The sequence below is a fragment of the Xylocopilactobacillus apis genome (genome assembly GCF_033095965.1).
GTDB lineage: Bacteria > Bacillota > Bacilli > Lactobacillales > Lactobacillaceae > Xylocopilactobacillus > Xylocopilactobacillus apis.
Map to the genome: position 1 here is coordinate 173,033 of NZ_AP026801.1, position 23,626 is coordinate 196,658.

The window sequence follows — 23,626 nt, forward strand, 5'->3', positions numbered from 1 at the left end:
TTCTCAATATTGATTTATAGGAGGCTCTTTTGAATAAGCGCAAATTGATGTTAAAAAACGACTTTATTTTTTGGAAAGCTTTTGGAAAGATAGAAAATAAAGAGATTCTTACAAATTTTATTCAGGATTTAACCGGTGAGAAAGTAGAAAATTTAGTTTATCATGAACAAAATTTTGCACCAAATGCTTATCAACCGGATCAAATTACTGAAGAGATGATTAAAAAGCAACCGGAACTCAAAGCTAGTACCGTTGAGATTGCGGCAAATATTAATCAAGGCACCATGGTTACAGTTGAAAAGCAAGATTATGATTTCCACTATAATGCTGAGCGAGATTTTTATTACTTGTCGAAGTCATTAAAAATGAATAATTCTGATATTATTGATGATTGGAATTGTTCGCTCAGACCAATAATTGGCATCTACATTTTAGATTTTAATCAATTTACTGAAGATGAAAATGCAATCCATACCGTTTCTTTAATGGATCGAAATCTTAAGCAGGAATTTGGATTAGTAAAACAAATATTTTTTGAACTGAATAAGCCAAACATAAATGTTGATAGTTTGGAGAGACAAATAGCGCTTAAAGATTGGCAGACGTTACTCAAAAATAATCCGATCAATCAAAATGCAAGGGATTATATCCAAAAAACTCAAAGTATAGCGGATTACAATAATTTAACGACGAAGGAGAAAAAAGTGGTGGATATATTAGAAAAAGCAAAAGCAGATTATGAGGCACAATTAAGTGCTCAGCATATAAAAGGCAAAAAAGAAGTTGCGCAAAAATTATTAAAATTAGGGGTTGATCCCAAGATTATTATTGACGCAACCGGTTTGAAGAAAGAAGAACTTTAATTAAACACAAAAAAGGCGATCCCGAAACTAAGGATCGCCTTTTTAAGAGCTAAATTTAAAGAGCAGTATTTCCTGCAAACTGACTATTATATAGATCAGCATAGAACCCATTTTTGTCCATGAGTTCATGGTGATTACCAGTTTCGATAATTGAACCATGATTCATTACAATAATTTTGTCAGCATCTCTAATTGTTGATAGTCGGTGAGCAACTACAAAGCTGGTTCTGTTTTTCATTAATCTGCCCATTGCATGTTGAATATGGACCTCAGTTCGTGTATCGACAGAACTGGTTGCTTCATCAAGAATTAAAATGTCAGGATCAGCAACAAACGCCCGCGCAATTGTTAAAAGCTGCTTTTGACCTTGAGAAATATTCGAAGCAGATTCATCTAAAACAGTGTCATACTCTTGCGGCAGCTGTCTTACAAATTCGTCAACGTGAGCAGCTTTGGCTGCAGCCATAATTTCTTCATCGGTTGCATGTTCATTGCCATATTTGAGATTTTCCCAGACGGTTCCTTTAAAGAGCCAAGTATCTTGTAAGACCATCGCAAAATGTTTACGTAATTCATCACGCTTCATGTTACGGGTATCGCGACCTTCCAGTTTAATTGAGCCGCCTTGAATATCATAAAATCTTTCCAATAGATTGATAATGGTGGTTTTACCAGCACCAGTCGGTCCAACAATTGCAATAGTTTCACCTGGTTTAACCGAAAGCGAATAATCTTTTAGAAGTGGCTCGTTGTCGACATATTCGAATACAACATGTTCCATGTCAATTTTATTTTCAGTTTTAACGTCGGGAATATCTACTTTAGTGTCCTGCATATCTGGTTCATCAAGAACTTCAAATACACGTTCAGCTGAAGCAATGGCAGTTTGAATGGAGTTAGTAATATTAGCTAACTGAGCAATCGGCTGAGAAAACTGTTGAGTATATTGCAAGAATGCCTGCACATTACCTAAAGTGATGTTACCATGAGTAACTTGAATTCCGCCATAAATTGCAACAAATACATAACCTAGATTTGAAACAAAGTTCATTAACGGCATAATTAAACCGGAAATCATTTGTGCTTTCCATGAGGAGTCGAATAATTTTTCGTTTTCTTCATTAAATGGTTTAATTGCTTTGTCTTCCTGATTAAAACTTTTATCAATCAATTGACCAGCATAGTTTTCTTCAATTTGGTTGTTTAATAATCCAAGACTCTTCTGCTGCTGTTTAAAGTATTTCTGAGACCTAGGAGCAACCAGACCCACAACCACTAAACTTAAAGGAATTGTGATTAAGGCTATTAAGGTCATCTGCCAGCTAATGCTAATCATCATCCAAAGAGTCCCGACGAACATCGTAATACTCGTAATAAGCTGAGTTAAATTCTGCTGAAGGGTACCGGCAATATTATCCATATCGTTTACCGCCCGAGATAAGATATCACCGTTAGAATGAGTATCGTAGTAATTAATAGGCACAGTCTTCATTTTAGCTTTTAATTCCTTACGTAAATTGTAAACTGCACTTTGAATGACTTGCGTCATAATAAACTGCTGTAAAAAACTAAATAGGGCAGCAATTAAATATAGAAGAATAACGGTAAAAAGAATCGTCTTAATTTTGTCAAAATCGATTGGATAATGAGAAACATTTAAACCGTGTTTCTTCATTTGAACCCCGATCATGAATCCTTTAAAGATTTCGGTTGTTGCTTTTCCTAGAACTTTTGGGGTCTGAACCTGAAAAATTTGAGAACCAATTGCAAGTACAACGACCACAAAAACAGCAATTGAATACTTCTTGAGATAAGAACTTAATCTCAGAAGAGTTCCCCAAAAATTACGGGGTTTAACCATGGCAACAGCAATTCCTTGCCCAGGAGCTTTACCGCCTTGAGTCTGAGGTTGTTTTTCTGCACTCATTTTTGGTCTCCTTCCTTAATTTGAGAATTAACGATATCTTGATAAACCTCATTATTTTGTTTTAATTCTTGATGAGTTCCAATACCCACCATCTTGCCATCATCCAAAACAACAATTTGATCTGCACTAGCGACGGTTGACACTCGCTGACCAACGATAACGATAATCTTGTCTTTGATCCGCTGATCATTTTTTAAGGCGGCTCTTAGTAAAGAATCTGTTTTGAAGTCAAGGGCTGAGAATGAATCATCGAAAATATAAATATCAGCATCTTTAACAAGAGCTCTGGCAATTGCGAGACGCTGCTTTTGTCCGCCTGAGAAGTTATCTCCGCCTTGTTCGACAATGCCATCCAGTTGGCCCGGATGTTCTTTAATAAAATCGCTGGCTTGTGCAACATCTAAGGCATGCCAAAGTTCTTCGTCAGTAGCATTTTCGTTTCCAAAAAGCAGATTACTTCGAATAGTTCCTTTAAAAAGAACTGCTTTTTGAGGTACTAGGGAGACATGATCTTGGAGCGCATCAATATCTGCATCACGAACATCAATTCCATTAACTTTAATTGAACCATGAGTTGCATCAAAAATCCGAGGAATTAAGTTAATCATTGTGGTTTTACCTGATCCAGTTCCTCCGATAATTGCTAGTGTTTGTCCTTGTTTCATTTTTAGATCAACGCCGCTTAAAGCAGGAACTTTAGCCTTACCGTAATAGAAATCCACGTGATCAAATTGAAGTGAAAGATCTTTGCTGTTACTAGGAATTTCTTTTGGTTCAGCAGGTTCTTTTAATTCAGATTGTGAATCAAGAATTTCATTAATACGAACGGCAGAAGCCTGAGCTCTAGGCACTAAAAAGAAAACCATTGAAAGCATCATAAAGCTCATTAAGATTTGCATCGCATACGTAATAAATGCGACCAGATTACCAATCTGCATTTCCTGATTGGCAATTAAATGCGATGCCTGCCAGGTAATCCCGATGTTGGTTCCGCTCATCACAAGAGTCATAATTGGAAACATTAATGCAACAAGTGAAAATACTTTTCTAGCAGTCCCAGTATAATCTTTGTTCGCATCATCGAACCGATTTTGTTCGAAGTCATCTTGTCTAAAAGCTCGAATTACTCTAACCCCAGTTAAACCTTCACGAAAGACAAGGTTAATATTATCTGTTTTCTTTTGTAATGATTTAAAAAGAGGGGTTGCAAAATATAAGATTAATCCTACAAAAATAATTAAAATTGGAATTGAAACTAGAAAAACAGATGTTAATTTCGATTCTTTTTGATAGGCCATGACGCTTGCACCAACCAGCATAATTGGAGATTGGATCATCATTCTTAATGCCATCATTGTAACGTTTTGAATTTGGTTAACATCGTTAGTGGTTCTAGTGATTAAAGACGCAGTCCCGATTTTGTCGAATTCACTGCGGGACATATTAAGAACTTTGGAATAAATATCTGAACGAAGTTCTTTACCAAACCCTTGCGAAACACGAGCCGCACAGTATACGTTGCCAACAGCAGCAACAATAAATATTGCTGTTACTCCTAGCATCTTCATTCCAGCTTCAACGATATATCCAGTGTTGTTTTTAGCAATGCCGTTATTAATCATATCTGAGGTGTAGTTTGGCAGCATTAGAGTTGTCACTACCTGAACAATCATAAAAACAATTGACATTAACACCGGTAGAGATTTTACTCTTGATTTTGATAATTTGATCACACTTTTATCCTCCTAAGAACTTTAAGTACTACTAGTGATCTTTCATTTCTCTTAAAGTTGTTATTTTTTTATTTTTTGTCGTAAAAGTTTGACGCTTTTGCCTTGAACTTCAGCAACTAATTCATAATTAGGATCATTGTCAAATTTTCCGAAAAATAATTTAACTAACTCTCCTTCATTTTGAATATCACTTAGCCGCTGCATAATAAATGTTCTAATCGTGGTTCCGTCATTACAGCGGGATTCAATCACCTCGCTGGCTTTGGCAAGAGTATAGCCACTGTCAATGTAGTATTTAATCAAAATTACCCGCATCAAATTGTTAAGGTTATATCTCTTGTTTCCTCCATCTTGATGTTGAACAGGATGAACAAGTCCTTTTTTTTCCCAGTAGCGAAGCTGTGCACCGCTTGCTCCGGTAATTCGGATTGCTTCTCCAATGCCAATTGAAAGATCTAGGCTTTTAATAGTGTTGACTAATTGATCCATCTACCTCCCCCATATAGTTATTACATTATCTATTTTCTTTATCATATTATGTGATAAAAAAATTATATTTCATATCATACCACAAGTTTAAAAATAGAAAACAATTTTATATATTTTTCTATTTGAATACAAAAATTAAGATGCGATTTTTCGCCCATTTAACAAATATTAGTTTTAAATGATTGCTAGTAATGACAAAAGCGGTTTTAATATAGATAGGTAAAATTTAAACAACGGAGGCTTTTAAATGACAGAGCCAATACATAATTATTCTGAAATCGGTAAGTTGAAAACAGTAATGTTGAAACGGCCGGGGCAGGAACTAGAAAATTTCACGCCCGAAATGTTAAAACGATTATTATTTGACGATATTCCATACCTACAAAATGCTCAAAAAGAACACGATATGTTTGCTCAAAAATTAGAAAAAAACGGGGTTGAAGTTTTATATCTCGAGAATCTCTCAGCAGAAGCCTTAGATGCAGGAGGTAATGAGGCAAAAAATTATTTTCTTGAAGAAATGTTAAAAGAGTCTGGCTACTCTATAGGTACTACTCATGATGCATTAAAAGAATATCTTTACCAGATGTCGACAGCTAAGATGGTTAATAAGATTATGAGTGGAGTTAGAAAAAATGAACTCGACTTTAATCCTCGTGATTTAGCAAGTTTGTCTGAAGATCCAGATTACGAATTTTATTTAGATCCAATGCCAAGTTTATACTTTACGCGGGATACCTCAGCTTGTATTGGTAATGGGGTAAGTATTAATCATATGGCTTATCCTGCTCGTCAACGGGAATCTTTATTTAATGAAATAATTATGAAATATCACCCCGGTTTTCTAATAAAGGGATTCCTATTTGGCGTGATCGCAACCACAATACGCGCATTGAAGGTGGGGATGAATTGGTATTAAATAATCACATAATGGCAATCGGACTTTCCCAAAGAACATCAGCAGCGGCAATTGAAGATATTTCTAAAAGCTTGTTTGCTGCCGGACAATATGACACGGTGATTGCGGTTAAAATTCCTCACAATCACGCAATGATGCATCTCGATACAGTATTTACAATGATTAATTATGATCAATTTACAATTCATCCGGGAATTTTAGACAGTAACGGGAAAATTGATACGTGGACGCTGACTCCTGGAAAGTCAGATGATCAGATTCAGATCAGGCACGAAGATGACTTACAAAAAGTATTGAAATTAGAGCTTGAGTTAAGTGAACTTGATCTTATACCAACAGGTAATGGAGACCCAATTGTTGCTGGCCGTGAACAGTGGAACGATGGATCTAATACTCTAGCAATTGCCCCAGGAATAGTAGTAACGTATGATCGCAATTATGTCTCTAACGAACTGTTAAGAGAACACGGACTCAAAGTTTTAGAAATTAAGTCAGGTGAATTATCTCGGGGCCGTGGGGGACCTCGTTGTATGAGCTGTCCAATAGTACGAGAAGATATTTGTTGATAATTTTAAAAAAAGGCGGTTCAAAGGGATCCTGAATAATTGCGTCCTATCAAAATAAAAACTAACAATTAATAGTTCTTTTCCTTTGTAAGCGGAAGCATTATAATTAAATCGTATTTTATTTCTTAGAATAGGAGAGAAATTTTGGAAAATTCAGCGACAAAAAGTTCTCAGAAGACGCTTCGTGTGAAAGTACAAAATTTTGGTAGTTTTCTCTCTAGCATGGTAATGCCTAATATTGGGGCATTTATTGCTTGGGGATTGATTACTGCTATTTTTTTGTATCCTAAAGGATGGTTTCCTAATGAGAAAATAGCATCATTAATCGGGCCAATGAAAGTTTATCTTTTGCCGATGCTTTTATCATATACCGGAGGTCAGTTAGTTGATGATACACGGGGAGCGGTTACTGCGATAATCGCTACCATGGGATTAATCATTGGGGGCGGGGTTGCAGCCAATGGTGCTTTAGATAATGCAACTCCAATGTTTATCGGAGCCATGGTAATGGGTCCGTTTGCCGGATGGTGTATTAAAAAATTCGATAATTTAGTTGATGGCAAAATTAAAAGCGGATTTGAAATGTTGGTAAACAACTTTTCAATTGGTATTATCGGGATGATTTTAGCAATATTGGGGTTTTATGCGATTGCCCCGGTAATGAATGCCATTACTAACGTTTTAAAGGATGGAATTGATTGGTTAATTAATCGAAATTTAATTCCGTTAATGAATATTATTATTGAACCTGCGAAAGTTTTATTTTTAAATAATGCGATTAATCAGGGTATTATGACGCCGATTGGAATTCAACAAGCATCAGGTGCAGCTGGAAAGTCAATTTTATTTCTGTTAGAACCTGATCCTGGTCCAGGCTTAGGAATCTTACTTGCCTATGCGTTATTTGGTAAAGGAGAGGCTAAAGCGAGTGCTCCTTCAGCAATCATCATTCACTTCTTAGGGGGAATTCATGAAATTTATTTCCCATATATTTTAATGAAACCCATTTTAATTCTTGCAACAATTGCGGGAGGAGTTACAGGTACTTTAACGTTTAGTCTTTTACATGTCGGCTTGCAGGCACCGCCTTCACCTGGTTCCATTATTTCAATCTTTATGATGTCTACCAAGAGTCCAGCTAATTATATTGGAATTGTTATTGGTGTAACTTTGGCGACACTTGTGTCATTTTTGATTTCGGCTGTCATTCTAAAAAGGGATAAATCAGTTACGCAAGATTTAACATCTGCTTCTGCTGCAATGAATCAGATGAAGAATCAGGGCACTACTAATGATGAAATTTCTGAAGATGCAGTTGAGCCAGGAGAATATAAAGATGTTGATAAAATTATTTTTGCCTGTGATGCTGGAATGGGATCTTCTGCAATGGGGGCTTCTCTTTTAAGAGACAAAGTTAAAAAAGCAGGATTAAATCTATCAGTTACTAATGTTGCAATTAGTAAATTAAAAGATGAGCCAGGATTATTAGTAGTAACACAAAATGAGTTAGCAGAGAGAGCAGCTGAAAAAGCTCCTCATGCTTTAAGAATCGCAGTTGACAACTTTTTAAACAGTCCTAAGTATGAAGAAATAATTATGAATCTCAAACTTAGAGATCAAGTAGAACCAGATAATTCGAAGGTTCAAAAAGTTGAGCCTCAAGTAAATGCTGAGGTTGAAGATTTATCCACTATTAAGCCGGATAAAATTAAACAAGTCATCTTTATTCGTCACGATCAACATGTTGGTACATCTACAATGGCTAGATCTTTATTGAAAGATAAGCTAAATGCTGCTGATAAGAAAACTGGTGTTGTTTCTGTAGCAATTCAGGATATTGATGATGTCGATTCTAATCTTGCTATTGTTACTAAGACAGCTTTATCAAATGTGAAGTCACGCTACTCTAATATTCAGATCTTAGCAGTAGATGATTTAATCAATACTAATGTTTATGATGATTTAGTTGAAAAGTTACAGTAGGAGATAACATGAGTTCAAGTTTAAATATTGATGAAAATTTAATTCTTTTGGATCAGCATGCTGCGACCAAAGAACAAGCAATCAGGATGGCCGGAGATCTTTTGGTAAAAAATGATTACGTTGAAGCACCTTATGTGGATTCAATGCTTGAAAGAAATAAAGACGTTTCGGTTTATATGGGAAATTTTATTGCAATTCCTCATGGAACCGAAGATGGAAAGCAGTATATTAAAAAAACAGGAATTTCGATTGTACAGTTACCTTTTGGAGTTGATTTTAGTGATGATAGCAGTGTCGAAAAAGTAGTAACTGTTGTTTTTGGAATTGCCGGGTTGAACGACGAACATTTGGAATTGCTTCAAAAGATTGCGATATTTTGTAGTGATCTTAATAATGTTGTTAAACTAGCAGATGCTCAAAGTAAAAAGGAAATTGTAGAAATGTTAAAGGGAGTAGAATAATTTTGAAAAAAGCTGTTCATTTTGGAGCTGGAAATATTGGAAGAGGTTTTGTTGGCGAAATTCTTTCAGAAAACAATTTTTCAATTAATTTTGTAGATGTAAATGATAGTCTAATAGATGCATTAAGTTCACGTAAATCTTATGAAATTGAATTGGCTGATGAATCTCATAAACATGTTGTGGTTGAAAATGTTTCTGGAATTAATAACGCTAAAGACCCGCAGAAAGTAATTGATACTATTGTTGAAGCAGATGTAATAACAACAGCAATTGGGCCAAAAATCTTACCAATTATTGCACCGTTAATCGCACAGGGGTTAGATGAAAGACTCAAAACAAACAAAAATCCAATCGATGTTATTGCTTGTGAAAATATGATTGGTGCTTCTCAGTCTTTAAAAGATGATGTTTATAAATCCTTAAAAAATCAAGGTGATGCCGACCAATATGTCGGGTTCCCTAACGCAGCTGTTGATCGAATTGTACCTGCTCAAAATCACGATGATCTTTTGATGGTAACTGTTGAACCATTCCATGAATGGGTCGTTGATGCTTCTCAAATGAAAAACTCTGATCTTAAATTAGAGGGAGTTCATTATGTACCAGATTTGGAGCCATATATAGAAAGAAAACTATTCACAGTTAACACTGGGCATGCAACAATTGCTTATATGGGACATTATTTAGGTTATCAAGATATTAAGACAGCGATCTCTGATGAGAAAGTTTTAGCCCAGCTCCATGCGGTTCTTGCTGAAACCGGCGGACTTTTGATTAAGAAATGGAAGTTTGATGGATCAGAACTAGAAAGTTATCAAGATGAAGTTGTTGGGAGATTTATGAATCCTGATCTTTCTGATGCCATTTCTAGAATCGCTCGAACTCCAATTAGAAAATTAGGTTATAACGAAAGATTTATTCGACCAATTAGAGAAACTGATAAATTTGATTTACCGAATGAACACTTGATTGATACAGTTGGGATGCTTTTGCATTATAGTGAACCAAGTGATGAAGAGGCGGTTGAATTACGTAAAGAGTTAGATAATGCTCATGATTTAAATGCCACAATTGAAAAATTGACTGGACTTTCGTCAGGAGATCTTGTTGACAAGATAAGAAAATCTTACGAGAAGTACTCTAAGTAGTATTAAAAATTTTGTTTTAGTATCCTTAAAGTTGAGACAGCTTTAAGGATATTTTTTTAACGAAAAAAAATCACATATAAATGTGATTTCTGGTATGAAATATAGTCAAATATTGTTTTTATTTAAAATCAATTTGAAAGTACAATTCTTTGCTTTCATTTGATTTTAAGATTGTATTTCCATCCTTTTGATACCAATCAATCGGGTCATTAGATGCGATGTCCGGAAGACCTGCGAAAGGTTCAATACAGATAAATGGGGCCTTTTGATGTTCGGGGCTCCATAAATTCATATATGGAAAGTTGCCCAAATCTACAGTTACACTTCGCGGATGATTCGAAGACTTCATTTCAGCTTTCTTAATTTCCGTATTATCGATCAGTACTAATCCATCATCTAAAAGTTCATGAGTAAGAGGGATTAGATTACCTTTAACTCCTTTTAGATCTTCAATTTTTCCATTACGGAAAGGGACAGGGCCGGTACCAAATTTTCTTAAATTGCCGTTTAAAGGATCAACTGTCATTTCGTAATCATCGAAACTTCCATCATCTCGTTCAACAACATTGAAGGCCGGATGAAAACCTAGCGCAAAAGGCATTTCTTTTTCATCGTTATTAGTAACATTACTTTGAACTAATAGGCCATAATCATTTAATTTATAAGTAACAGATAAGGTAAATTTAAAAGGATAGATTTTTAAAGATGATTCATTTTCATTTAAGACAAGAGTAACTTCACTATCTTGTTTATCTAATACATCCCAAGTGTTGTCTCTGGCAAACCCATGCTGCATCATTGGATACACTTGGTCTTTTAATTTATATTTGTTGTCATTAGATCTGCCGATTGCTGGAAAGAGAATTGGGAAATGACGCTGCCAATATTCTTTATTCTTATCAGTCCAGATATATTCATAGTTGTCAGCGCTTTTATTTTGGACTGATTGTACTTCGGCCCCCAGTTCACTAATCTTGACGCGAAAGTTTTTATTTTCAATGGTAATCATTATTAAACTCCTAATTCTAAAAAATAAAAGCTGATCCCTAAAGGATCAACTTTTAAATTAAATAGTTATTTTAATTAGTCAGCTTGTTCAACTCGGTTAGTCCATGGAGTAGCTGTTTCAGCTAAAACTTTGTTTAAGCTGTCAATGTTAGCTTTACCTTCAGTTTCTAACCATTTTTGACCAGCAGCTTCGCCATCTTTAGCAAATGGTTCGATTCCTGGTTTCCATGTTGCACGGCCACAAAGAACACCATTAAATTCAGAGCCAGCTTCCTTAGCGAATTGTAATTCTTTTAAGAATAATTCGTTAGTAACACCTGCTGAAAGGAAGATAAATGGTAAATCTGTTGCATCTGATTGTTCCTTATAGTATTTCTTAGCTTCGTCTTGTGAGTAAACAACTTCGTTGTCACCATTGAATCCTTCTACAAATTTCTGGTTAACAGGAACTTCAAGTTTTAAAACAGAAATGTTGTAGCGAGGTTTGCTGAATTCACGAGTAGCTTCGATAACTTTGTGAGGCTTAACTTTAGCGAATTCTGCCTCAGATGCTGAATCATTCTTGCCATCATAAGTTACGATTTCAAAGAATAATGGTAGACCATTTTCTTTAGCTTCAGCACCAACGCGTTCTACAAAAGCTTTCTTACGATCATTGATTGAATCTGGTTCATCAACATCATAGTAAAGTAAGAATTTAACAGCATCGCCGCCTTCTTCTTTAATTCTAAGGGCACTTTGATCATCAATTAAGTCAGGGAAACGTCCTGGTTCAGTAGCATCATAACCAGTCTTCTCATAAGATAATAATAAACCAGAATCACTAGAACGAACTTTACTTGCTGGTAAACCATACTCTGGATCTAACAAAATTGCGCTTGCATATTTAGTTAATTCAGCTGAAACAGCTTTTTTGAAATCAACAATTGTTGTTTCATCTGCTGGTTTGTTAGCTGCTGCTGCGAGCATCTTTTGTAAGGATCCACGCTGGTCAATAGCTAAAGCTGAGATAACATTATTGCTATCTGATAAATTTTTAAGATGTTTAATCTGATCTGCTGTAAGTTTTACAGACATTTAAAAAATACCTCCTCAGGACTTTCCATTAATAAATATTTCCGTATCTATCATACCAGTTATTTTACAAAAAGGTAGAAAAAACTAGTTATAGTAAGCGGATTCATTAAAAATTTAAACTTTTAATTAATAATTGATGCTTTAGAAGTAATTCAAAGTTTATAAATGTTTTTTTGAAAAATGATTTTTTTCATAATTTATGAACTTTTTGGCTTAAATGTTACACTATGAAGTTGAGAAGAATAATAAACAGCACATTTATGTATGAAAATATTTTAAATGTATAATTGTGATAGTGATAGTTTTTGGAAGGAAGTGTCAATGACGACTTTTTTAGAAATGTCTCATATTCGTAAAGTCTATGGAGATAAAGTGGCGGTTAATGATTTTAATCTTAATGTGGATAAGGGTGAGTTTATTTGTTTTATCGGAACATCCGGCTCTGGTAAGACAACAACGATGAGAATGATTAATCGAATGAATGTTCCAAGTTCAGGTACGATTAAAATTAATGGTCAAGATATCACAAAAATGGATCCAGTAAAATTGCGGCGTCAAATTGGATATGTGATCCAAAATATTGGATTGCTTCCTCATATGACGATTAAAGAAAATATTTTACTTGTTCCCAAGATGCTTAAGTGGAATCAGACTCAAATGGATAAAAGAGCGGTTGAAATGATCAAGATGGCCGAACTGCCAGAAGAATTTTTACAACGTTATCCAGGAGAACTATCTGGCGGACAGCAGCAAAGAATTGGGGTTGTTCGAGCCTTAGCTGCTGATCAAGAACTTATTTTAATGGATGAACCATTTGGCGCTTTGGATCCGATCACCCGTGAAGCATTGCAGGATTTGGTTAAAGATCTTCAGCAACGTTTGGGGAAAACCTTTATTTTTGTTACTCATGATATGGATGAAGCACTAAAACTATCAAATAGAATTGTTGTTATGTCCTATGGTGATCAAGTGCAAGTCGATACACCAGATAATATTCTTCGCCATCCGGCAAATAAATTTGTAGCCGATCTAATTGGCGAGGAACGATTAATTCAAGCGAGACCGACAGTTACGACTGTTGGTCAAATTTCTAAGAAGGCAATTTCAATAAAGGATAGCGCTAGTCTTCGAGAAGCCCTCAGCCTCATGCATAAAACTAGAGTTGATACACTTTTAGTTACAGACGGTAGAGGAGTTCTGCAAGGATACCTTGATTTAGAAACAATTAATAGTCAATATAATAAGAAAGATCGCGTTAGCGATATCATGAATAAGAATGCTTTTTATGTTCGAAAAGACTCTGTTATTTCAGATACTGTTGATCGAATCTTAAAAAGAGGTTACCGAAACGTTCCAGTTGTTGATGATGACGGCGTTTTAACGGGAATTGTTACTCGAGCATCTTTAGTAGATATGGTATATGATGCGCTTTGGAGCGGAAACGAAAATGACGAAACAAGCGATAAAACTAATACCTCCCAAATTGGGGTAACGAGTCCTCACCATGATGCTAGTGCCCCTAAAGAGGCAAAAGAGGAAGCAGTGAAAAATGGTTGAGTTTTTATCTGAATATGGCGGTCAGTTATTTCAAGAAATTCTGCAGCATCTTTATATTTCAGCTATTTCGTTAGGATTAGGCATCATAGTAGCGGTTCCTTTAGGAATTCTTTTGACGAGAGCTAAAAAAATTGCGGGTTTAGTAATTAGTTTGACTAGTGTTTTGCAGACAATTCCGGCAATGGCGCTTTTGGCAATGATGATTCCGCTTTTTGGAATTGGAATGACCCCGGCAATTGTTGCGTTATTTATTTATTCGTTGATGCCAATTCTTAGAAATACATACATTGGATTGACGGGAGTGGATCCGAACCTGCTTGACGTTGCTAAAGGAATGGGAATGAATAATTGGCAGTCAATTTGGAATGTCGAACTTCCCCAAGCAGCTGGGGTTATTATGTCAGGGATAAGGCTTTCAGGAACGTATGTAATTGCTTGGACTGCTTTAGCATCATATATTGGAGCCGGGGCCTTGGAGATATGATTTTTAACGGGTTAAATCTCTACCGCAGCGACTTGATTTTAGGTGGCTCAATTCCGGCAATCATTCTTGCTTTAGTAGTTGATTGGCTTTTAGGCAAAATTGAAGAAAAGGTTACTCCAAGAACTACGGAGGCAGAAAATGAATAAACACTTTTTGAAAAAAGCTATTGTAATTGTATATAGTTTTGTTTTAGTGCTAGTTTTGACTGGTTGTTCTTGGCCTGGATTAAGCGGTACTGGAAATAATACGGTCAAAATTGGATCACAAAATACAACTGAACATCAAGTGATGGCTAACGTGATTGAACAAATGATTCAGCATTACTCTGATTATAATACGACAATTATTAATAACTTGGGTTCAGGGAATGTTAGTTTTGAAGCTCAAAAAAGAGGAGATACGGATTTAACGGCGGTTCGTTATACTGGAACAGATTACCAGACAGTATTAAACTTGACCGGAGAAACTAATCCAACAAAAGTCAATAATGAGGTTAAACACGACTTTAAGAAACAATACAAGATGACCTATTTTCCCACTTTGGGTTTTGCTGATACTTATCAATTTATGGTAACTTCTAGCTACGCTAAGAAGAATAATCTCCATAACGTTTCTGATATGAAGCGTGTTGCAAGTGAAATGCGAGTAGGGATCGATCAGATATGGGCTAATCGTCGAGGAGATGGGTATAGTGCATTTAAAAATACCTATGGTTTTGGATTTGGAAAAGTCTACCCAATGCAGATTGGATTAGTATACGATGCCCTTGAAGCCGGCAAAATGGATGCAGTATTGGGATATTCAACTGATGGACGGATCGCTAGTTATCATTTAGCTCTTTTAAATGATGATAAACATTTCTTTCCTCCTTATGCCGCAAGTGTAGTAGTTAATGATCAAGCTTTAAAAAAATATCCGAAGCTAAAATCCATTTTGAATAGATTAAATGGACAGATTAGCCTTAAGACAATGCAAAAACTTAATTATCAAGTTGATAACGATTTGTTAGAACCAGCAGTAGTGGCAAAGCAATTTTTAGAGAAACATAATTATTTCAAGGAGGTAAGTGATAAATGAAAGACATGAACGTTTGGCAGCAATTAATTTATTACTTTACTCACAATGGGCAGTACATTCTTGGAGAATTTAGCCGTCATTTCTTGATTTCAATTTATGGTGTAGTTCTGGCAGCAATTGTTGGAATTCCCATTGGAATTTATATTTCTCGTCATGGAGTGCTTGGTAAGTGGGTTGTCGGAATAGCTAATGTGATTCAAACCATTCCTTCGCTTGCTTTAGTGTCTATTATGATGTTAGGCATGGGTCTCGGGGTTAATACGGTAATTGTTACGGTCTTTCTTTATTCTTTGCTACCCATCATTAAAAATACTGATACTGGCATGAGAAATGTTAATCCCGATCTTCTAGATGCAGGAAAAGGGATGGGAATGACCAAAATGCAGCGGTTAACCATGATTGAACTGCCACTTTCGATTTCTGTTATTATGGCAGGACTGAGAAGTGCATTAGTTCTCGCAATTGGGGTCACAGCGATTGGCTCATTCGTTGGAGCAGGGGGTCTCGGAGATATTATTATCCGCGGAACTAATGCTACGAATGGTGGGGCAATTATTCTCGCCGGAGCATTACCAACTGCTTTAATGGCAATTATTTCCGATTTGGTTTTAGGATTTCTTGAAAAAAGATTTGCAGCCCACATCAGTCACTAAAAAAAGATCCCTTACAACGGGATCTTTTTTTAAATAATGTTTCTATCTCCAGGTAATTTATTATAGTAGTCTTTGTATTTTTTATAAAAGAAACTTTTATTGGTAATACCAACCGTTTCCATAATTGTATTAATTGGTAAAGTTGTTGAGGTTAATAATTCATTTGCTTTAATAATTCGTTGTTGAGTTTTTAAACTAGAGAAATTTTGCCCCGTCATTTTAGTGATCAAATTACTTAGATAGTTTTTGTTGTATCCATATTTCTTTGCTAAATTAGGGAGGGTAATTGATTTATAGTTTTGAGCAATGTCCTCTAGTAAATTAAAAGTTAATTGTTGTTTTTCGTTAGTTATGTTTTTTGTAGGCATTGGATGATGGCGGATAATCTTAATTAATAAAATGTTCAGATAAGATTCGACAACAGAATTTGAGTATGTCTTTTTTAGAAAATACTCTTCAATCATTTGGTCAATAGTGCTTTTAATGTCAGAATTATTATTTTTTGGAAAAATAATGTAATTTTGCGGTAAGGGTTGATCGAGTGAAATATTTGCTAAAAATTTAAATGAAAGACTATTGTTCATATGGATATCGTTGAGTAATTTAAAAGTAATATTTTTATTAGTAAATAAAATATTAATTAAAATATCGCACTCTTTTAAAGCATTAATTGAATGTTTAGCCCCGATATTCATTAAAAGGATATCCCCTTTTTGTAAAGTAATATGATTATTATCGACAACTTGCTGACAAGTTCCCTCAAACATATAATTAATTTCTAAAAATTTTTGTCCGTGTAATGGGTAGGGTGCAAAACGGTTGTGTTTACTAATATAAACGGACTGTTTACCTAAGAAATGTTCTTTATTTAAAACCGGTATATCTTGTTTATCATCCCAGGCGTTCGGAGGCATATCATTAATAAACTGATTAGTTTCTAATTGTTTAATTTCTAAATCGTTTTTGTGATTGAGTAATTCCATAATTTTTGGATTCAATGAGTGTTCACCTCCACTCCAATTAAAAAATAAACCTCCTTGTTTTATTTAAAACAGGAGGATTTTTTGTAATTAATTATTTGGTTGGTTGATAATCTTTGTCAATAATTAATACCGGCTTAATAGTTTTTCCTGAAATTGAATCAGCATTGGCTTGGTTAATGTCTTCAAAATCATAAAACTTTTCAGTTTTATCAAAGTCAAACATTCCTAATTTATAAAATTCCAATAAACGTGGAATATCGACTTGAGGGATAGAATCTCCCATGTTTACACCAACAATCTTCTTATCGTCAACGCATAAATCATTCCAAGTAGATACTTGAATTAATTGCGGAGTTACAGCGATTGCTGCACAGGTGCCTCCTTGAGCTAGTGCTTGAATAGAATTAGTAATTACACTTGCCACACCAGTTGTATCAACTGTCCAATCTACGCCGTATCCGTTAGTTAATTCTTTGATTTTTTCTACGGGATCTACTTCTTTACTATTTATTGTATGCGTAGCACCTAATTCTTTTGCTAATTCTAAGCGGCTAGGAACAATATCAACTGCAATAACTTTAGTACATCCTGAAATACGACCGGCCATCATTGATGCTAATCCAACGGCTCCAGTTCCAAAAACTGCAATTGTATCACCTGGTCTCGGTTTAAGAGTATTAAATACGGTTCCAGAGCCAGTTACATAACCACAGCCTAAAGGGCCTACCTTGCGTAAATCGAGATCGGGATCAATTTTTACAGCATTACGCTGATCAACAACTGTTGTTGTAGTAAATGATGATTGATTAAACATATCTGAAATATGGTTTCCGTTTTCTTGAAAATGATCTTCGCCATCTGCTCGAACACCTGATAAATTATAATCGCCATAATGACGGCATTGAGTGGGAATCCCTTTTAAACAATTGTCACATGTTCCATCAGAGTAAAATGACAAAATTACATGATCCCCAACTTTAAAATTAGTGACTTGACTTCCAATTTTTTCAACAATTCCGGCACCTTCATGTCCGAGAATTACAGGATATCCTAAATCAGCATCACCTTTTCTAATTGCTTCATCTGAGTGACAAATTCCACTTGCAACGATATGAATTTGTAAATCAGTAGGACCAACCTCGTGGAGATCAATATCATCTTTAATTGTAAAATCTGCACCCACTTTTTCTACAACTGCTGCTTTAATTTTCATAGTATTAACTCCTTTTTATCTTGTAATCGTTTACATCTGATATTTTGCTACTTCTAGTCTGATAAATCAATATCGAAAAATAAAGTTATGTAATTTTGTTACTCAACAACTGGGGTTGTGTTATTGTAAGCGCTACCTGAATCGTGATTCAATAATCGGGTAAAAAGAAATCGGTTTCTTTATACATTAATTCAAGGAAGTGTATTTTATGGACAAAGAATCACATGCATCAACCTGGGCCGTATCTTTAACGAACTTTTTAGATTCTGGCTCAATTGTCGCTGGAGCGTCAGGTCTGACTCTTTGGCAGGAACATTTTAAATTAAGTGGTTTTCAAGTTGGACTGCTAGGAGCTTTAAGTGCAAACGCATTTGGATCAGCATTAGGAGCAATAGTTGGCGGTCATTTATCAGATAAGTATGGTAGAAAGATGATCTATACCTATGACATGCTTTTATACATGCTAGGTACGATCGTTGTAGTTTTTTCAGTCAACTTTCCGATGCTGCTGTTAGGTTTTTTAATCACTGGAATGGCAGTGGGTGCCGGAGTGCCAGCATCATGGACATATATTGGTGAAACTTCAAGCGATGAAAACAGGGCACATGATATTGGGATTTCTCAATTTTCTTGGTCAATGGGTCCAGTAATTATCTTTATCGCTGGAACTTTGTTAGCACCAATGGGATTAACTGGAAGCAGAATATTATTTGCTATTTTGACAGTGATTGCTTTTATAGCTTGGCTGTTACAAAGAAATTTACCAGAATCTCAAGATTGGGTCGATCAAAAGAAAAAGGAAAAAGAGACCAATTCCAAACCTCATCCATATCGAGATTTGTTCTCTAGTAAAGTTTCGATGAAAAGTTTGTTATTCCTTTGTGGGGTTTATGTATTTTGGAATTTAGTTGCTGGAGCAATGGGATTCTTCATGCCTTTTGTTTATCAAACAGTAGGTGGTTTATCGAGTTTGCAGGCCAATATGCTTCAAGCTGTTTTGTGGGGTTGTACGGCACTTTCTGGCTACTTCGGATTTGCAATGTTAGGTGATAAAGTCAATCAAAGAATCTTCTTCTTTATTGGAGCTGCAATGGCTGTAATTTCATGGATGATATTAACTTACATTGGTTTTGGCTGGGCAGCACTATGGGCTTTCGTTGTTATTTGGGGTCTGTCAGCTGGAATTGGAGCGCAAGCTTGGTACGCTTTATGGGCAGTCGAACTATTTCCAACTAAATATCGGGCTGGAACGCAAGGAATCATGTTCTTCATTGTTCGCGGTACAGCAGGTATTTGGTCTATTATCTTTCCAATGATTTTGAGTAAATTGGGCTTTAAAGTTGCAGGCACAGTAATGATTATTCTTTTAGTTATTTCATTGTTGATCGGTACAATTTGGACCCCTCAGACTCGTGGAAAATCTTTAGAGCAAATTATTTCAGAACGATATCGCTCTGAAAAATAGTTAAGGAGGTTAGTTCAATGTCTCAAGCTTATGTAGCTGTTGATATCGGAGCTTCTAGCGGGCGGTTGATTCTGGGTCAATTAAGTAATAACAAATTACAACTACAAGAGATGCACCGTTTTAAAAACGGTTTTGTTAAAGAAGGCCAACATGATTGCTGGCAGATAGACAATTTAATTCAAGAAATTTTCGTCGGGTTAGAAAAAATTAAACAGGCTGGTTATTCTCAAATAACTTTAGGAATTGATACTTGGGCGGTTGATTATGTTTTGGTTGGTAAAGATGGGAAGAAATTACAAAACCCAATTTCTTATCGCGATAATCGAACTGAAAATTCAATTCATAACTTAACAATGGATTTTCCGAAGGAGTACATTTATAAAAAAACAGGTATTCAGTTTTTAGACTTTAACACTTTGTATCAATTGTATGAAGAAGACAAAGACCTATTAGCTAAAACCGACAAAATTATGATGGTTCCTGATTATATCGGTTATGTTTTAACTGGCAAATCTGTAACAGAAGTTACCAATGCTTCAACCACTCAGATGTTAAGCTTGCGTGAGGGATTATTTGATCATGATTTATTAAAAAAGGTTAATGTTCATCAAGAACAGTTTCCAAAACTTACTGATGCAGGGACAGTTTTGGGCAACTTGTTAGATCAATGGTATCAAGAGTTTGATTTGCCTCAGACGGAAGTTGTTACAGTTGCGACTCACGATACTGCTTCTGCAGTTATCGGGACTCCAGGAATTGGTCAGCATTGGGCTTATCTAAGTTCAGGAACTTGGTCATTGCTGGGGACCGAATTAAACGTACCCGAGAATGGGGAGAAAGCGTATCAGCAAAATTATACAAACGAATGGGGAGCTTATGGAACTTACCGCTTTTTGAAAAATATTATGGGACTTTGGATTATTCAAAGTGTTCAAAAAGAGCTACCCCAAGATTTCACTTTTGCTGAATTAGCAAGTTTAGCTGAAAAAGAAAAACCATTTCAACAGTTTATTAACGTTAATGATCCGCGTTTCAAAAATCCAGCTGATGGGATGATAAATGAGCTAAAACTTTATTGTAGTGAAACACATCAAAAGGTTCCGCAGAGTCCTGGTGAAATAGCAATGGCTGTATATAGTAATTTGTCCCTTTACTATGCTAATGAACTAGAAATTTTAGGTGATATTTTAGGATATCGCTTGGATTCTTTAAATATTGTTGGCGGTGGATCAAATGTTAAATTGATGAATCAATTGACAGCATCTTTGGCTCAAGTTGATGTATATGCAGGTCCAAGTGAAGCAACAGCAATTGGTAATTTAATTGTTCAAATGATTACCAAAGGCGATATTTTAAATGTTTATCTTGCTCGAAGATTAATAAAAGATTCATTTGAAATTAAAAAGTTTGAACCTCAAACAGGTGATTTTCATAAATATCTTTTAAATTATCAAGAATTTTTACAGGAGGAAAAGAAATGACAGTTAGAGTGGGTCAATTAATGCACGTTTATTCAGATCAATATGATGAATATGAACGGCGCCATAATAATCTGTTTCCAGAAATGAAAAAAGCATTAAAGGAAGCAGGTGCTCATAATTATTCGATCTATTTAGATAAAAAGACTGGCAATTTGTTTGCCTATTTAGAAGTTGATGATGTAGAGAAATATGATCAAATTTCTAGTACACCAGCTTGTAAAAAATGGTGGGAATATATGGAACCTTTGATGGATACAAATCCAGATAAAAGCCCAGTAACTATAGATTTAAAAGAAGTATTTCATTTAGATTAAGGAGATAAAAATGACAACAGAAAAAAATATTGAAGAAGCTTATCAATTAGCAAAAGAACGTTATGCAGAGATTGGTGTTGATACAGATGCAGCAATGGATGCATTAAAAAATATTAAATTATCCATTCATTCATGGGAAGGTGACGATATTCATGGATTTGTTAACCCTGATCAAGAATTAACTGGAGGAATTGGTGTTAGCGGAAATTATCCTGGTATTGCTCGGACTCCTGATGAACTTACATCAGATTTACATGAGGCCCTTTCTTTAATTCCTGGATCACATAAAGTGCAGTTACACACTCTTTATGCAGTATCAGATAGAAAGAAAGATTTTAATGAAATTGGTCCTGAAGATTTTCAGTACTGGGTTGATTGGGCAAAACAGGAACATATTGGGTTGGATATGAATCCAACATTCTTCTCTCACCCAATGGTTAAGGAGAACTTTACTCTAGCTAGTCCAGAAAAATCAGTGCGTGATTACTGGATTGAAGTTGGTAAAAAGTCACGTGAAATTTCTAATTTCTTTGGGAAAGAATTAGGACAAAAGTCTGTCAATAACTTCTGGATTCCTGATGGATTTAAAGACAATCCAATTGATAAAGCAACACCACGCTTACGCCTAATTGATTCATTAGATGAAATTTTTGCTGAAAAATATGATGAAAATAATACAATTGAGGCTGTTGAAGGTAAGTTATTCGGAACGGGTATTGAGTCTTATACTGTAGGTTCACATTTATTTTATAATAATTATGCTATTAGCCGTGGTAAGTTGTGGACAATTGACGCAGGTCATTGGCATCCAACTGAAGATGTTTCAGATAAGTTTTCAGCATTCTTACCATTTGGTAAGGGCTTAATGCTGCACGTTTCTCGTCCAGTACGTTGGGATAGTGATCACGTAGTAATTCTAGACGATGCTTTAGTTCGGATCACTCGTTCTTTGGTTCGTGATAATGAGTTAGACAAAACTAATATTGGATTAGACTTCTTTGATGCTACGATTAATAGGGTTAGTGCTTGGGTTATTGGATCTCGTGCCACTCAGAAAGCTTTATTACAAGCTTTATTAGCTCCTATTTCTGATTTGAAGAAGGCAGAATTGAATTATGATTATACTACTCGTTTAGCAGTAACTGAAGAATTAAAATCTTATCCTTTTGGTGCCGTTTGGGATGAATTCTGTCTGCAAAATAACGTTCCAGTTGGTACAGATTGGTTAAATAATATCCATCAATATGAAAAAGATGTACAGTTTAAACGTAATTAATTAAAGGAGTTTATATAATATTGAGTTATTTTATTGATTCAAAACACGTCAAAAAAATTTGTTCGATCACTAATGCTTCATATCAGCACGGTTGGGATGAAAGAAACGGCGGTAATGTTTCTTTGCGCTTAACAAGCAAAAACTTAGAAGAATTTAGTGATGTAAGTGAAGTTCAAGGAGTTGTAAAACTTGGTTTTAATGCAGAGAAGTTGGCAGGTCAATATTTCTTAGTTACTGGTACTGGTCGTTATTTTAGAAATGTGATTGAACAACCAAAACTTGATTTAGGATTAGTTAGAATTTCTAAAGACGGACAAAAAGGTGAGATAATGTGGGGATTTGAAGATGGAGGTAAGCCAACATCGGAATTTCCGAGTCATTTAATGTCACACATTGCGCGATTAAAGTTTGATTCCAGTCAAAGAGTTGTAATGCACTGTCATCCAACCAATGTTATTGCATTGTCATTTACTCAGGATTTAGATGAACGTCATTGGTCACGCTTGTTATGGAAAATGCAAGCAGAATCGTTGGTCGTTTTTCCAGAGGGCGTAGGTTTGATTCCATATATGACTCCAGGAACTAATGAAATTGGTATTGAAACTTCAAAAAAGATGCAAGATTTTAAGACTGTTATTTGGCCTCATCACGGAATATTTGGAGTAGGATCAAGTTTAGATGAAGCTTTTGGCTTGATTGAAACGGTCGAAAAAGCAGCAAATATTTATTCCCAGATATGTGCCCAGGGTGGGGAAATTAAGCAAGAAATAACAGATGAGCAATTAAGAAACTTGGCCAAGGCATTTGGTGTTACACCGAATCCAGAGTTTCTGTAAGACAAGTAATTATTAGAAAATATTTATGTCGTAAAATCATTTTGATTTTACGATTTTTTTGTTTAAATAAAAAAGCTCTTTTAAATAATATATTTAGGTGAGCTTTTAAAAGT

At 35.3% G+C, this 23,626-nt stretch carries 19 protein-coding genes and 2 pseudogenes; 14 read left to right on the plus strand and 7 right to left on the minus strand.

Going from position 1 to position 23,626, the window contains the following annotated elements; genetic code table 11:
• Positions 1-47: 47 nt before the first annotated feature.
• Positions 48-863 (plus strand): PD-(D/E)XK nuclease family transposase, encoded by an 816-nt coding sequence (locus R8749_RS00680; RefSeq protein WP_317697013.1) that lies wholly within the window; start codon positions 48-50, stop codon positions 861-863.
• A gap of 55 nt (positions 864-918) precedes the next feature.
• Here R8749_RS00680 and R8749_RS00685 read toward each other — a convergent pair whose 3' ends face one another.
• From R8749_RS00685 to R8749_RS00695, 3 genes are read right to left on the minus strand one after another with little or no spacing between them, the layout of a single operon-like run.
• Positions 919-2,790, minus strand: coding sequence for an ABC transporter ATP-binding protein (locus tag R8749_RS00685; RefSeq protein ID WP_317697016.1), 1,872 nt, complete (start codon positions 2,788-2,790; stop codon positions 919-921).
• Positions 2,787-4,523: an ABC transporter ATP-binding protein gene (locus R8749_RS00690; protein WP_317697018.1), complete on the minus strand. Its 1,737-nt coding sequence runs from the start codon at positions 4,521-4,523 to the stop codon at positions 2,787-2,789. Before R8749_RS00690 ends, R8749_RS00685 begins: the two co-directional genes overlap by 4 nt.
• A gap of 60 nt (positions 4,524-4,583) precedes the next feature.
• Positions 4,584-5,012, minus strand: a complete 429-nt coding sequence (locus R8749_RS00695) for a MerR family transcriptional regulator (RefSeq protein ID WP_317697020.1) — start codon at positions 5,010-5,012, stop codon at positions 4,584-4,586.
• A gap of 247 nt (positions 5,013-5,259) precedes the next feature.
• Here R8749_RS00695 and arcA point away from each other — a divergent pair.
• From arcA to R8749_RS00715, 4 genes and pseudogenes are all read left to right on the plus strand, one after another.
• Positions 5,260-6,497, plus strand: a pseudogene (gene arcA / locus R8749_RS00700) (arginine deiminase).
• 144 nt (positions 6,498-6,641) lie between these two features.
• Entirely contained in the window at positions 6,642-8,480 is a 1,839-nt protein-coding gene (locus tag R8749_RS00705) for a PTS mannitol transporter subunit IIBC (protein ID WP_317697022.1), read from the plus strand.
• An 8-nt stretch (positions 8,481-8,488) separates the two neighbouring features.
• Positions 8,489-8,941: a PTS mannitol transporter subunit IIA gene (locus R8749_RS00710; protein ID WP_317697024.1), complete on the plus strand. Its 453-nt coding sequence runs from the start codon at positions 8,489-8,491 to the stop codon at positions 8,939-8,941.
• 2 nt (positions 8,942-8,943) lie between these two features.
• The gene (locus tag R8749_RS00715) at positions 8,944-10,089 is read left to right on the plus strand and encodes a mannitol-1-phosphate 5-dehydrogenase (protein WP_317697027.1); all 1,146 of its coding nucleotides are present in this window, start codon (positions 8,944-8,946) and stop codon (positions 10,087-10,089) included.
• A 118-nt stretch (positions 10,090-10,207) separates the two neighbouring features.
• Here the strand turns inward: R8749_RS00715 and R8749_RS00720 are convergent, their stop codons facing one another.
• Both R8749_RS00720 and R8749_RS00725 read right to left on the minus strand, forming a co-directional pair.
• A complete protein-coding gene (locus R8749_RS00720) occupies positions 10,208-11,098 on the minus strand; it encodes an aldose 1-epimerase family protein (RefSeq protein ID WP_317697030.1) in 891 nt (296 codons plus the stop codon).
• A 74-nt stretch (positions 11,099-11,172) separates the two neighbouring features.
• Positions 11,173-12,174 (minus strand): tagatose 1,6-diphosphate aldolase, encoded by a 1,002-nt coding sequence (locus tag R8749_RS00725; RefSeq protein WP_317697032.1) that lies wholly within the window; start codon positions 12,172-12,174, stop codon positions 11,173-11,175.
• A 321-nt stretch (positions 12,175-12,495) separates the two neighbouring features.
• On the opposite strand from R8749_RS00725, the gene R8749_RS00730 reads away from it, so the two are divergent.
• The 4 genes and pseudogenes from R8749_RS00730 to R8749_RS00745 all read left to right on the plus strand — a co-directional run bounded on the left by R8749_RS00730 (position 12,496) and on the right by R8749_RS00745 (position 15,945).
• Positions 12,496-13,731, plus strand: a complete 1,236-nt coding sequence (locus tag R8749_RS00730; protein ID WP_317697034.1) for a betaine/proline/choline family ABC transporter ATP-binding protein — start codon at positions 12,496-12,498, stop codon at positions 13,729-13,731.
• Positions 13,724-14,361 (plus strand): annotated as a pseudogene (locus R8749_RS00735) (ABC transporter permease). Before R8749_RS00730 ends, R8749_RS00735 begins: the two are co-directional and overlap by 8 nt.
• Complete coding sequence (locus R8749_RS00740; RefSeq protein ID WP_317697036.1) at positions 14,354-15,292, plus strand: osmoprotectant ABC transporter substrate-binding protein; 939 nt, start codon at positions 14,354-14,356, stop codon at positions 15,290-15,292. Before R8749_RS00735 ends, R8749_RS00740 begins: the two are co-directional and overlap by 8 nt.
• Positions 15,289-15,945: an ABC transporter permease gene (locus R8749_RS00745; protein WP_317697037.1), complete on the plus strand. Its 657-nt coding sequence runs from the start codon at positions 15,289-15,291 to the stop codon at positions 15,943-15,945. Before R8749_RS00740 ends, R8749_RS00745 begins: the two co-directional genes overlap by 4 nt.
• 29 nt (positions 15,946-15,974) lie before the next feature.
• Here R8749_RS00745 and R8749_RS00750 read toward each other — a convergent pair whose 3' ends face one another.
• The gene (locus R8749_RS00750; RefSeq protein ID WP_317697039.1) at positions 15,975-16,943 is read right to left on the minus strand and encodes an AraC family transcriptional regulator; all 969 of its coding nucleotides are present in this window, start codon (positions 16,941-16,943) and stop codon (positions 15,975-15,977) included.
• A 76-nt stretch (positions 16,944-17,019) separates the two neighbouring features.
• Positions 17,020-18,141 (minus strand): NAD(P)-dependent alcohol dehydrogenase, encoded by a 1,122-nt coding sequence (locus R8749_RS00755; RefSeq protein ID WP_317697041.1) that lies wholly within the window; start codon positions 18,139-18,141, stop codon positions 17,020-17,022.
• A gap of 208 nt (positions 18,142-18,349) precedes the next feature.
• Here R8749_RS00755 and R8749_RS00760 point away from each other — a divergent pair, with 208 nt between their 5' ends.
• Genes R8749_RS00760 through rhaD form a run of 5 tightly spaced genes read left to right on the plus strand, consistent with a single transcriptional unit; the run spans position 18,350 to position 23,513 of the window.
• Entirely contained in the window at positions 18,350-19,606 is a 1,257-nt protein-coding gene (locus R8749_RS00760) for an MFS transporter (RefSeq protein WP_317697043.1), read from the plus strand.
• Between the two features lie 17 nt (positions 19,607-19,623).
• A complete protein-coding gene (rhaB, locus tag R8749_RS00765; RefSeq protein WP_317697045.1) occupies positions 19,624-21,087 on the plus strand; it encodes a rhamnulokinase in 1,464 nt (487 codons plus the stop codon).
• Entirely contained in the window at positions 21,084-21,401 is a 318-nt protein-coding gene (rhaM, locus tag R8749_RS00770; RefSeq protein ID WP_317697047.1) for an L-rhamnose mutarotase, read from the plus strand. The genes rhaB and rhaM overlap by 4 nt, the downstream gene beginning before the upstream one ends.
• Positions 21,402-21,411: 10 nt before the next feature.
• Positions 21,412-22,677: an L-rhamnose isomerase gene (locus tag R8749_RS00775; protein WP_317697050.1), complete on the plus strand. Its 1,266-nt coding sequence runs from the start codon at positions 21,412-21,414 to the stop codon at positions 22,675-22,677.
• 20 nt (positions 22,678-22,697) lie between these two features.
• A complete protein-coding gene (gene rhaD, locus R8749_RS00780; RefSeq protein WP_317697053.1) occupies positions 22,698-23,513 on the plus strand; it encodes a rhamnulose-1-phosphate aldolase in 816 nt (271 codons plus the stop codon).
• Positions 23,514-23,626 lie beyond the last annotated feature (113 nt).